General features: G+C 64.6%; 11 protein-coding genes. All 11 read left to right on the forward strand.

The genetic code is table 11. From position 1 onward, the window contains the following. The first annotated feature begins 6 nt into the window (after positions 1-6). The 11 genes from RCH06_RS12140 to RCH06_RS12190 all read left to right on the forward strand — a co-directional run bounded on the left by RCH06_RS12140 (position 7) and on the right by RCH06_RS12190 (position 12,212). A complete protein-coding gene (locus RCH06_RS12140) occupies positions 7-1,161 on the forward strand; it encodes an acyl-CoA dehydrogenase family protein (RefSeq protein WP_327081727.1) in 1,155 nt (384 codons plus the stop codon). A gap of 12 nt (positions 1,162-1,173) precedes the next feature. Next, positions 1,174-2,247 carry an acyl-CoA dehydrogenase family protein gene (locus RCH06_RS12145; RefSeq protein WP_327081728.1) on the forward strand — a complete coding sequence of 358 codons (1,074 nt, stop codon included), beginning with the start codon at positions 1,174-1,176 and terminating at the stop codon, positions 2,245-2,247. 14 nt (positions 2,248-2,261) lie between these two features. Next, on the forward strand, positions 2,262-3,413 hold the full coding sequence (locus tag RCH06_RS12150) for an acetyl-CoA C-acetyltransferase (RefSeq protein ID WP_327081729.1): 1,152 nt from the start codon (positions 2,262-2,264) through the stop codon (positions 3,411-3,413). 4 nt (positions 3,414-3,417) lie between these two features. Further along, positions 3,418-4,296 (forward strand): SDR family oxidoreductase, encoded by an 879-nt coding sequence (locus tag RCH06_RS12155; protein ID WP_327081730.1) that lies wholly within the window; start codon positions 3,418-3,420, stop codon positions 4,294-4,296. Further along, positions 4,280-5,851 carry an amidase gene (locus tag RCH06_RS12160; protein ID WP_327081731.1) on the forward strand — a complete coding sequence of 524 codons (1,572 nt, stop codon included), beginning with the start codon at positions 4,280-4,282 and terminating at the stop codon, positions 5,849-5,851. Before RCH06_RS12155 ends, RCH06_RS12160 begins: the two co-directional genes overlap by 17 nt. Positions 5,852-5,940: 89 nt before the next feature. Then, positions 5,941-7,086, forward strand: a complete 1,146-nt coding sequence (locus tag RCH06_RS12165) for an acyl-CoA dehydrogenase family protein (RefSeq protein WP_327081732.1) — start codon at positions 5,941-5,943, stop codon at positions 7,084-7,086. After that, entirely contained in the window at positions 7,083-8,246 is a 1,164-nt protein-coding gene (locus tag RCH06_RS12170; RefSeq protein WP_327081733.1) for an acyl-CoA dehydrogenase family protein, read from the forward strand. Before RCH06_RS12165 ends, RCH06_RS12170 begins: the two co-directional genes overlap by 4 nt. Before the next feature lie 228 nt (positions 8,247-8,474). Beyond that, the gene (locus RCH06_RS12175; RefSeq protein WP_327081734.1) at positions 8,475-9,260 is read left to right on the forward strand and encodes an SDR family oxidoreductase; all 786 of its coding nucleotides are present in this window, start codon (positions 8,475-8,477) and stop codon (positions 9,258-9,260) included. A 2-nt stretch (positions 9,261-9,262) separates the two neighbouring features. Then, positions 9,263-9,739: a MaoC family dehydratase gene (locus RCH06_RS12180; RefSeq protein ID WP_327081735.1), complete on the forward strand. Its 477-nt coding sequence runs from the start codon at positions 9,263-9,265 to the stop codon at positions 9,737-9,739. A gap of 14 nt (positions 9,740-9,753) precedes the next feature. Further along, on the forward strand, positions 9,754-10,962 hold the full coding sequence (locus RCH06_RS12185) for an acetyl-CoA C-acyltransferase (protein ID WP_327081736.1): 1,209 nt from the start codon (positions 9,754-9,756) through the stop codon (positions 10,960-10,962). A gap of 89 nt (positions 10,963-11,051) precedes the next feature. Then, a complete protein-coding gene (locus RCH06_RS12190; protein WP_327081737.1) occupies positions 11,052-12,212 on the forward strand; it encodes a helix-turn-helix transcriptional regulator in 1,161 nt (386 codons plus the stop codon). Positions 12,213-12,321 lie beyond the last annotated feature (109 nt).

A 12,321-nucleotide genomic window follows, 5' to 3' on the forward strand; every position in this document is an offset into this window, starting at 1 on the left:
GCCAAGATGGACCTGACCTACACCCCCGCGCAAAAGGCCTTCCGGGCCGAAGTGCGCGACTGGCTGCACGCCAACGTGCCGCAAGAAAAATTTGCCAGCTACGACACCCGCGAAGGCTTCGAGCAGCACCGCCGCTGGGAGGCCACGCTGGCTGAAGGCGGCTGGAGCAGCGTGACCTGGCCCAAGGAACTGGGCGGGCGCGGCTGCGACCTGATCGACTGGCTGATTTTTGAAGAAGAATACGCCGCCGCCAATGCGCCGTTTCGCGTTAACCAGAACGGCATCTTGCTGCTCGGCCCAACGTTGATGGAGTTTGGCACCGACGAACAAAAAGCCAAATTCTTGCCGCGCATGGCGCGCTGTGACGACATGTGGGCGCAGGGCTGGAGTGAGCCCAACGCCGGCTCGGACATGGCCGCCATCAGCAGCCGCGCCATCCGGGACGGCGACCACTATGTGCTCAACGGCCAAAAAACCTGGTCGACGCGTGCCGTGTTTGCCAACTGGCTGTTCGGCCTGTTTCGCAGCGACCCGGCTTCAAGTCGCCATCACGGCCTGAGCTACATGATGGTGTCGCTGGACACGCCGGGCATCACGATTCGTCCGATTCAGGCGCTCAACGGCAAGGAAGCGTTTGCCGAAATATTTTTCGACGACGTGCGCGTGCCGGTGGAGAACTTGCTGGGCGACGAAGGCCAGGGCTGGAACGTCGCGATGGCCACCGCCGGTTTCGAGCGCGGCCTGCTGCTGCGCTCACCGGCGCGCTACCAGCGCACCGCGCAAAAACTGGTGCAGCTGTACCGCAAGCACCAGGCCAGCGCCGACCGCGACCCGTCGATCCGCGAAGCCGTGTTGCGCGGCTGGATGGGCGCTGAAGCCTACAACCTGGCGTCGTACCACACGGTCAGCCGGGTGCAGCATGGCGCGCGCATTGGTGCCGAGGCCAGCACCAACAAGATTTTCTGGTCCGAGCTGGATCTGGACATGCACGAGACTGCCATGCGCATTTTGGGCCCGCGCGCCGAGTTGTGCGACGACCCCGAGACGCACGACTGGCTCGAAGGCTTTTTGTTTGCGCAGGCCGGCCCCATTTACGCCGGCAGCAACGAAATCCAGCGCAACATCATTGCCGAGCGCCTGCTCGGCCTGCCCAAGAATTAAGCGAGGCCGACCATGGATTTCACCTTTAACGAAGACCAGCAAGCGCTGCGCGACTCGGTCGGCCGCTTTTTGATGGTCGAGGCCGCACCGGAAAAACTCCGCGAAGTCTGGCAGACCGATGTGGGCCGCTCGTCCGAGCTGCGCGGCAAACTCGCCGCGCAAGGCCTGACCGCACTGTCAGTGCCCGAGGCCGATGGCGGACTGGGTATGGGCGACGTGGACTGGGCCTTGATGACCCAGGAACTGGGTTACTTCGGCATTCCCGATTCGCTGGCCGACACGGCTTACCTGGCCACCGGCCTGCTGACGGCGCTGCCCGAGGGGCATGCCTTGCGCAGCGCCTGGCTGGCGCGCATTGCCGACGGCAGCGCCCGCATTGCGCTGGGCCATCCGGTCAACCCGTGGGTGGCTGACGCCCACCTGGCCAACTTGTTGCTGCTGGCCAACCCGACCGACGGCGGCACCGAGTGGCACGCCTTGACGCCGCAACAGGTGCAGCTGACGCCCTGCGCCAGCATCGACGCTTCGCGCCGGCTGGCCACCGTGGCCTGGACGCCTTCAGACGCCACGCGCATCGTCGACGCAGTTGCCGGCCAGCTGCTCGCCAATGACCTGCTGGATCGGGGCGCACTCAGCGTTTCGGGCCAGTTGATCGGCCTGGCGCAGCGCATGCTCGACTTGACGGTGGACTATGCCGCGCAGCGCAAACAGTTTGGCAAGCCGATCGGCTCGTTTCAGGCGGTCAAGCATCACCTGGCCGATGTGGTCACCAAGATCGAATTTGCCAAACCGGTGCTCTACCGCGCTGCCAGCGCGCTGGCCAATGGCGAGGCGCAGCGTTCGGTGCGCGTCTCGCACGCCAAACTGGTGTGCGCTGACGCCGGCTGGTTCTCGGCGCGCAAGGGCATCCAGGTGCATGGCGCGATGGGCTACACCTGGGAAGTTGACTTGCAGATGTTCATGAAGCGCGCCTGGGTGCTCGATGCGTCCTGGGGCGACCGCGCCTTTCACAAGCAGCGTATCGCCGATGCCTTGCTGAGCGACGACACGCTGCTCGGCCCCGGCGCCACTTTCCACACCACTTGATTCGGAGTTTTCCCATGGCAGAAGCTTTTATTGTTGATGCTCTGCGCTCGCCCACCGGCAAGCGCAATGGCGCACTGGCCGCCGTGCATGGCGCTGATCTGGGTGCGCATGTCATCAAGGCAATGGTCGAGCGCAACGGCGTTCCGGCTGAAGACTACGACGACGTGATTTTTGGCTGTGTCGACACCATCGGCTCGCTGGCCGGCGACATTGCCCGTACCTCGTGGCTGGCCGCCGGCATGCCAATGTGCGTGCCCGGCACGACCATCGACCGGCAGTGCGGCTCGTCACAGCAGGCAGTGCATTTTGCCGCGCAGGCGGTGATGAGCGGCACGCAGGACGTGATTCTGGCCGGCGGCGTGCAGACCATGAGCGCCATCCCGATTGGCTCGGCCATGCTGGCCGGCCAGCCGCTGGGTTTCACCACGCCGTTTGCGCAAAGCGTGGGCTGGCAGGCGCGTTTTGGCGATGCGCCGGTCAACCAGTTCTATGCCGCGCAGCGCATTGCCGACCATTGGGGTCTGTCGCGCGAAGACATGGAAGTGTTTGCCAAGGAAAGCCACGACCGCGCGCTGCGCGCTATCGCAGAAGGCCGCTTTGACCGGGAAATCGTGCCGTTTGGCGACTTTCGCATGGACGAGACAGCGCGCGCCAGCACGCTGGAAAAGCTCGCCACGCTCAAGCCGGTTGACCCAACGTATCCAAAGATTACCGCTGCCGTGTCCAGCTCGACCTGCGACGCCGCCGCTGCCGTGCTGGTGGTGTCAGAAGCTGCGCTGAAACGCTACAACCTGACGCCGCGCGCCCGCATTCACCACATCAGTGTGCGTGCTGATGACCCGATCTGGCACTTGACGGCCCCGATTGCGGCGACCGAATACGCGATGAAAAAAGCCGGCATGAAGCTGGATGACATCGATCTGGTCGAGATCAACGAAGCCTTTGCCTCGGTCGTCATGGCCTGGCTGAAGGAAACCCGCTACCCGCACGAGCGCACCAATGTCAACGGCGGCGCGATTGCGCTGGGCCACCCGCTGGGCGCTTCGGGCGTCAAGCTGATGACCACGCTGCTGCATGAACTCGAACGCACCGGTGGCCGCTACGGCCTGCAGACCATGTGCGAAGGCGGCGGCCAGGCCAATGTCACCATTCTTGAAAGACTCTGAAATCATGGCTATTTGCAACAACCGCACCGTCATCATCACCGGCGCCGGCGGCGGCCTGGGCCGCGCCTACGCGCTGGCCTTTGCTGCTGAAGGTGCCAGCGTCGTCGTCAACGACATTCGCCTCGAAGCCGCTGAAGCCGTCGTGGCCGAAGTGCCGGCGGCCGGTGGCCAGGCGATGGCCAATAACGGCGACATCACCACGATCGCCGGCGCGCAGTCCATCATTGACGCCGCCGTGGCGGCGTATGGCGAAGTGCATGTGCTGGTCAACAACGCCGGCATCCTGCGCGACCGCATGTTCGTCAGCCTGAGCGAAGACGACTGGGACCAGGTGATGCGCGTGCATCTGAAGGGCCACTTTTGCCTGGCCAACCTGCTGGGCAAGCGCTGGCGCGACGCGTCTAAGGCCGGCAAGCCGGTCGACGCCCGCATCATCAACACCAGTTCGGGCGCGGGCCTGCAAGGCTCGATTGGCCAGTCGAATTACGCCGCTGCCAAGGGCGGCATTGCCACGCTGACGCTGGTGCAGGCCGCTGAAATGGGCCGCTACGGCATCACGGCCAATGCACTGGCCCCGGCAGCACGCACCGCCATGACCGAAGCCGGCATGCCTGACATGGTGAAAGCGCCCAGCGACGGCAGCTTTGATGGCTGGGCGGCAGAAAACGTCGCGCCGCTGGTGGTCTGGCTGGGCAGCAGCCAGTCAGCGCATGTCACCGGGAAAATGTTTGAAAGCCAGGGCGGCCGCATCTCGATAGGCGACGGCTGGCGCACCGACGCCACGCGCGACAAGGGCGCACGCTGGGAGCCGGCAGAACTCGGCCCGGTCATCGACCAGTTGCTGGCCGAAGCCGTGCCGGCGCAGCGTGTTTGGGGGACTTGATATGCAGGCGTCGAGTGATCGCCGTGATTTCTTGAAGGCAGGCGCGGCTTTGAGCGGTGCCGTGGCCCTGGGTTTGTCGGCCCGCTCGGCGCAGGCCGCCAGCCCGGCGCTGCCCTTGCCCGAATACGAGCGCTTTGACGCGGTCGGCCTCGCGCAGCAGATGCGTAGCGGCCACCTCACTGCCTTGGACACGCTGGAAGCTGCGCTGGCCCGGGTCGAGGCGCGCAGCGTACTCAACACGGTCACCGTGCGTCACTTCGAGCTGGCGCGGCAAGAGGCCAAGAGGCTCTCGGGCCTGAGCGCGGTTGACCGCGCCCTGCTTTTCGAGAAATCACCCCTGACAGGCGTGCCGTTTGCGCTGAAAGACCTGGGCGTGGCGATGAAGGGCACGGTCACCACCCAGGGCAGCGTGTTTTTTAAAGACGCGGTGGCCGACCACGATTCGACGCTGGTGGAACGTTACCGTGCGGCGGGCTTGAACATTTTTGCCAAGCTGGCGTCGCCCGAGTTCGGGCAAACGGCCACCACCGAATCGCGCCTGTTTGGCCGCACGCTCAACCCCTGGAACCTGAAACTGAGCAGCGGCGGTTCTTCCGGCGGCTCGGCCGCTGCGGTGGCGGCGGGCATCTTGCCAGTGGCCCACGCCAGCGACGGTGGCGGCTCAATCCGCATTCCGGCGTCTTTTTGCGGTCTGTTTGGCCTCAAGCCCAGCCGGGGGCTGGTGCCCATGGGCCCGCGCATGCTGGAGGGCTGGCTCGGGCTGTCGGCCAACCACGTGATCAGCCGTTCGGTGCGCGACAGCGCGCTCTTGCTGCAGTTGACCCAAGGGCCGGAGCCGGGGAGTCGCACCGGGCCTGTGCCAGGCCATGTGATGCAGGCGATTGCGCGCCCGCCGCGCCGCCTGCGCATCGCCCTGATGGCGCAAAACCCCTTTGGTGCGCCAGTGCACCCCGATTGTCTGGCGGCGGCGCGCGGCGCGGCGAAGCTGTGCGAATCGTTGGGGCATCAAGTGGAAGTGGCTGCGCCCAGGCTGGACGTGGGCGCACTGTTTGGCAGCATGGGCATCGTGACCGCAACCGGTGTTTTGCACACGGTCAGCGCCCGGGAAAAGGAGTTGGGTCGCCCGGTGCGCGAAGACGAGCTGGAGCCGCTGAACTGGCGCAGTTTGCACTTGGCGCGCACCTACACGGCCGACCAGACCTACACGGCGCGCACCGCGTTTGACCAGGGCGCTCGAAGCATCGATATCTTCCTGCAAACCTACGACCTGATTTTGTCGCCGGTGACGGCAGGGCCCGCGCCTTTGTTGGGCACCATGGCGCTGGACCAGCCGTATGAAGACTATGCACGGGTCGCGATGCAAGCTTCGCCGTTCACCGCGATTTTCAACATGACCGGCCACCCGGCCATGGCCGTGCCGCTGCACTGGAGCGATCAAGGCATGCCTTTCGGCGCGCAGTTTGCGGGCCGTTACGGCGATGAAGCCACGCTGCTGGCACTGGCCGCACAGCTGGAACAGGCCGCCCCCTGGAAAGACCGCCGGCCAGCGATTTAACGCCCTGGCGCAGCGCTCTTGGCGTGCCAACCCCGGTGTTTGCCGGGGCGGCGCGCCGTTTTTCATTTTATTTTTGATGGATCACTCGCATGGATCTTTCCCTGAGCGACGAGCAACAGCAAATTGCCGACAGCGCCGCCACTTTTTTGCAAGAAGCCAGCGCCATGCCGGCGGTGCGCGCTGCCAGCGAAAGCGCCAGCGGACTGGACAGCGAACTCTGGCGCGGCATCGCCGAACTTGGCTGGGGCGGCGTGCATTTGCCCGAGTCGGCTGGTGGGCTGGGCCTGGGAATGGTCGAGCTTGTGCTGCTGCAAGAACAACTGGGCCGGCAGTTGGCTTGCGTGCCGTTTTTTGACAGTGTGGCGCTGGCCGCGACCGTGCTGCGCGAGTTGCCGGGCAGCGCACTGGCGCAGGACTGGCTGGAATCCTTGGCCACCGGCGAGAAGGTTGGCGCGCTGGCCTTGACCGCAGAAGCTGCCAGCCCTGTCGCTGCGGTGCACGTCCGCGCCCAACGCACCGACACGGGCTGGACGCTGGACGGCGAATGGCCGCAGGTCGGTTCTGCCGCGCTGGCCGATGTGCTGTTGCTGCCTGCGCAGGGCGAATCGGGCGAAAGCCTGTTGTTCGCCGTGCCGGCTGGTGCGACGGGCCTGCAGGTGCAGCCTTTGAAGACGCTGGACACCACGCGCCGACTGGCGCAAGTGCAGTGCCGGGCCGTGAATTTGCCCGTCGAGAACTGCATTGGCCAGGGCGAATCGCTCGACGCCGTGCTGGCGCGCACGCTGCAACTTGGCGCGATTGCCCTGGCGGCAGAACAGGTCGGCGTGGCGCAGCAGTGCCTGGACTTGACGCTGGCCTATGCCGCGCAGCGCGTGCAGTTTGACAAGCCGATTGCCGGCTTTCAGGCCGTCAAGCACCGCTGCGCTCAGATGCTGGTGGCGCTGGAAAGTGCCCGCTCCGCCGTCTATGGCGCGGCGTGCATCGCTGATACAACGCCCGACGCCGCCACTCTGCTGTTTCATGCGGCCCAAGCGCGCGTGGCCGCCACCGAGGCGGCGCAATTTTGTGCCCGTGAAGCCATCCAACTGCACGGCGGCGTGGGCTTTACCTGGGAGTTCGACCCGCACCTGTATTTGCGCCGCGCGCAGGCGTCCAGCCAGCGGCTCGGTACCCCGGCGTGGTGGCTGGAGCAGGTGGCCGAACAGCTGTTGGATACGCCCGAGGAGACGGTATGAATTTGCAGGAAACCGAGACAGAAAAAGCCTTCCGCGCCAGCGTACGCGGCTGGATGGGTGAAAACCTGCGCGGCGAATTCGAGCCGCTGCGCCACGCCCACGGTCTGGGCGCGCCGGGCTACGAGCCGGCGCTGGCCAAGCGCTGGGAGCAGCAACTGGCCGCCGGCGGCTGGACCGGCCTGGGCTGGCCGCGCCAGCACGGCGGGCGCGAGTTGCCGCTGGCACAGCAGGTGATTTTTCATGAGGAATACGTGCGCTGCGGCGGGCCAGGCCGGCTGGGCCACATCGGCGAGACGCTGCTGGCGCCGACGCTGATGGCGCACGGCTCGCCCGAATTGCAGGCGCGTTTTTTGCCGGGCATTCTGGCGGGCCAGACGTATTGGGCACAGGGCTATTCCGAGCCCGGCGCAGGTTCCGACCTGGCCGCCGTGCGCACCCGCGCGCGCCTCGACCCGGACAGCGGCGAATGGGTGATTGACGGCCAGAAGGTCTGGACTTCGTGGGCGCAGGAGTCGGACTGGATTTTCGTGCTGGCGCGCTGCGAACCCGGCTCCGTTCGCCACAAGGGGCTGGTGCTGCTGTTGGTGCCGCTGCATCAGCCGGGCATCACGCTGCGGCCGATTCGCCAGATCACGGGCGAGGCCGAATTCAACGAGGTGTTTTTTGACGGCGCCCGCACCGAAGGCGCGCTGCATTTGGGTGCGCCGGGGCAGGGCTGGGCAGTCGCCATGTATTTGCTCGGCTGCGAACGGGGCGCGTCCACGCTGGGCCAGCAGGCGCATTTCAAAAGTGAATTGGAGCAGGTCATTGCCGCCGCGCGTCGCAACGGCGCGGCCCGCGACCCGCTGCTGCGCCAGCGCATCGCCCACGCCGCGCTCGGCCTGCAAACGCTGCGCAGCCACGCGCTGCGCACGTCAAACGATGACGCACCGCCGCGCGCCGTCAGCATCGGCAAATACCTGTGGTCCAACTGGCGTCGGTCGCTGGGCGAGCTGGCGATGGATGTACTGGGCGCCGACGGCGACGTGACCAACGACGATGTCCTGCGCCACGCGTTGCAACGGCTCTGGCTGGTCAGCCGCGCCGACACGATTTACGCCGGCAGCAACGAAATCCAGCTCAACATGATGGCCGAACGCGCGCTGCAAATGCCGCGCTGAGTTGAAAAGGCAAGCGGATTTATCAGCATTTTGCTACTGTATTAATAGCTGTTAACGCTTATACAGCATGCGCTATCGACCTATTTAATGCTTAAAACTCGCTGATTGACCCGTATGAAGGCATTGAAGCATCAGCGCAGGCGGCCGTTCTCATCGTCCATGCAGACGATGTAACGTCCCTGGCCCGCAGGCACCATGAGTCCTACTATTTTTGATGGATGTTGCCCCATGAAGCCTGCTCCCGATTACGTTCCTGCCCATGGCCTGCTCTACGGCAAGTCCGTGCTGGTCACTGCCGCTGCCGGCGCGGGCATTGGTTTTGCCATTGCCAAGCGTGCCGCCGAAGAAGGTTGCCGCGCGCTGTTTATTTCCGACGTGCATGAACGCCGCCTGAGCGAAGCCGTCGAAGCCATCCAGCGCGACACCGGCCTGACAGAGGTGTACAGCCAGCTGTGCGATGTCAGCCAGGAAAGCCAGGTTCAGTCGCTGGTGGACGCAGCCGAAGCGCAACTCGGTGGCATCGACGTGCTGGTCAACAACGCCGGTCTGGGCACCAGCCGCCGCGTGGTCGACATGGACGACGCCGAATGGCACAAGGTCATCGACGTGACGCTGACCGGCACGTTTCGCATGATGCGCGCCGCGCTCAAGGTGATGCAGCCGCGCGGCAAGGGCGTCATCATCAACAACGCCTCGGTGCTGGGCTGGCGCGCGCAGGTCGAGCAGGCGCATTACGCGGCGGCCAAGGCCGGCGTGATGGCGCTGACGCGCTGCGCCGCGCTGGAAGCGGCCGAGTTCGGTATCCGCATCAACGCCGTCGCGCCGTCGATTGCCATTCACGCCTTCCTGAAAAAATCGGCTTCTGAAGAGTTGCTCAACGAACTGTCGGCCAAGGAAGCCTTTGGCCGGGGCGCAGAGCCCTGGGAAATCGCCAACGTGATGATTTTCCTGGCCAGCGATTATTCGTCCTACATGACCGGCGAAGTGGTGTCGGTCAGCGCGCAGCACGCTTGACCATGCACACTCCTACGACCTGTTTTGACTCGGTCGCCAGCGTGCTGGCGGCGGTCGGTTCCGACCTTGGAACCACCGACTGGGTCAGCGTCACGCAAGCGCGCATCAACACCTTTGCCGACGCCACCGGCGACCACCAGTGGATCCATGTCGACCCCGAGCGCGCCAAGGACGGCCCGTTTGGCGGCTGCGTGGCGCATGGCTACCTGACGCTGTCGCTGGCCAACCTGTTTTTGCCGCAACTCGTCAGCTACCAGCGCCTGAAGATGGGCGTGAACTACGGCTGCGACAAGGTGCGCTTTCCGGCCCCCGTCAAGGTCAATGCGCGGGTTCGCGGACGCGGCGAAGTGGTGGCTGCCGAGCCTGTCAAGGGCGACGGCGTGCAGGTCACCGTGCGTATCAGCGTCGAGATTGAAGGCGCCGACAAACCGGGCTGCGTGGTGGACACCATCAGCCGTCTTTATTTTGATCAAGTTTGAATGAGAGCATTTACATGAACACCCAAGACGCCGTTATCGTTTCCACTGCCCGCACGCCCATCGGCAAGGCCTTTCGCGGCGCGTTCAACGACACCGAAGCGCCCGTGCTGGGCGGCCATGTAATTCGCGCAGCCCTCGACAAAGCGGGTGTGGCGGGCCACGAAGTTGACGACATTATTTTGGGCATTGCCGCCCAGCAGGGCAACCAGGGCTACAACCTGGGCCGCCTGTGCGCTTACACCGCCGGCCTGCCCGACAGCGTGGGCGGCATGGTGATTGACCGCATGTGCGCCTCGGGCCTGATGGCCATTGCCACCGCCGCCAAAGGCATCATGACGGGCGAGATGGACATTGCCGTGGCCGGTGGCCTCGAATCCATCACGCTGGTGCAAAACAAGCACAAAAACAGCTACCGCGCGCAATCGAAGTCGGTGCTGGAGGCCATGCCGACGGCCTACATTCAGATGATCGAAACGGCTGAAATCGTCAGCCGCCGCTACGGCATTTCGCGCGAGGCGCAAGATGCCTATTCGCTGCGCAGCCAGCAGCGCACTGCCGCTGCCCAAAAGGCCGGCCTGTACGCCGATGAAATCGTGCCGCTGACCACCAGCAAACAACTGTTCGACAAGGAAGGCAACGTCACCGGCAACGAAACCGTCACCTTGATGCAGGACGAGGGCAACCGCGCCGACACCTCGCTGGAAAGCCTGGCCAAACTCAAACCGGTCTGGAAAAACGGCCAGTGGGTGCCCGAAGGCGAATTCATCACCGCCGGCAATGCCTCGCAGCTGTCCGACGGCGCTTCCGCCTCGGTACTGATGAGCGCGGCTGAAGCCAAGCGCCGTGGCCTCACGCCGCTCGGCACATATCGCGGCGTGGCGGTTGCCGGTTGCGGCGCCGACGAAATGGGCATTGGCCCGGTGTTTGCCATTCCGAAGCTGCTGGCGCGCCACGGTTTGAGCGTGGACGACATTGGCCTGTGGGAAATCAACGAAGCGTTTGCCTGCCAGGTCATTTATTGCCGCGACACGCTGGGCATTCCGGACGAGCGCCTGAACGTTAATGGCGGCGCGATTTCGATTGGCCACCCGTTTGGCATGTCGGGCGCGCGTCTGGTCGGCCATGCGCTGCTCGAAGGACGCCGGCGCGGCGTGAAATATGCCGTGGTCAGCATGTGCATTGGCGGCGGCATGGGCGCGGCCGGACTGTTCGAAGTGGCCTAAAACCAGTTGCGGAGCAGGGTGTTTTGCATGGCGTCCGCCCAAAGATATACTCGATTTTTATTGAATCCAACGGTTTAGAAACAGCGGCCTTGCAAGACACTTCACCTGGATCCTCACTCGGCGAGAGCATGTCGCCAGAATTTTTAAGCCATATTCTGGGCGCGATTTACGACGCGGCACTTGACGAGGCCGGCTGGGTTTCTTGCCTGGAGTCAATACGCACTATTTTTGGTGCCAACTATGCGTCCCTGATTGTCCGCACCGAAACCATTGACGATGTCGGCTTGATTGTTTCAGCCGGCAACAACCAGGCCAGTCTGGACCCCGGCAACCCCTATATCGCCATGAGTCCGTTTAGCGGCATGGTGCCCGACCAGCTGGTGACGATTGGGGACGTGCTGTCTGAAAAAGACTGGCGCGCTTCGACCTATTACCGCGACTACTGCCAGCCGCAGGGCGTCTTTCATGTGCTGGCCGCCGACATTGTCACGCGCGATGGCGGGGTGTACGGTTTTCGCGTCACCCGCCCCGAAACGGCCCCGGACTTCTCCAGGGCCGACCGCGACTTTTGCGGCCTGTTGATTCCGCACATCAAGCGCGCGCTGAACATGCACCTGTCGATCAACCAGGATCGCAAGGTCAGCACGCTGTACAGCCATGCCATGGCGCAGATGATGGTGGGCGTGGTGGTGCTGGACCAAAACGGCCAGGTGATTGAGTCGAATCCCGCCGCCGCCGCTATTTTGGAGTTGAAAGACGGCTTGCGCGTGGTTGGCAAGCAGCTCGAAGCCTCGTATGCCAACGACAACCGCAAGCTGCTGGGCCTGGTGCGCGACGCGCTGACGCATCCGCTTGCCGCCAAACTGACGCTGACAGAGGCCATGTCGGTCAGCCGCCCGTCGGGCCGCCTGAGCTGGGGCCTGATTGTGCAGAGCATTTCGTCCGACCAGTGGACTGAGGGCAAGCAGCGCCCCAGCGTGGTGGTGTTCGTGCGGGACACCGAAGGCCGCGTTGACCCGCCGGTGCGGCTGGCGCAGCAACTGTTTCACCTGACGCCGGCTGAAACCGCGCTGGCGATTCAGCTGGCCAACGGCCTGTCGCTCGAAGAAGCTGCCGAAGTGCTCAACATCAAGCGCAACACCGCGCGCGCGCATCTGCGCTCGATCTTTTCCAAGACCGGCGTGCGTCGCCAAACCGAACTGGTGCGGATTTTCCTGAACAGCGTGGCCTGGCTGAGCGCTGCTGGCTGAACGCCCGGTGTCTGCCGGAATGTTTGCCGGCAGCCCCGTCGTTGCGCGCATGGCGCTGCGCTGGCGATGACGAACCGCAGGTCATGAATCGTCACGGCTTGTGGCTTCC

Source organism: Polaromonas sp. CG_9.5 (assembly GCF_035984465.1).
Taxonomy (GTDB): Bacteria; Pseudomonadota; Gammaproteobacteria; order Burkholderiales; family Burkholderiaceae_C; genus Polaromonas.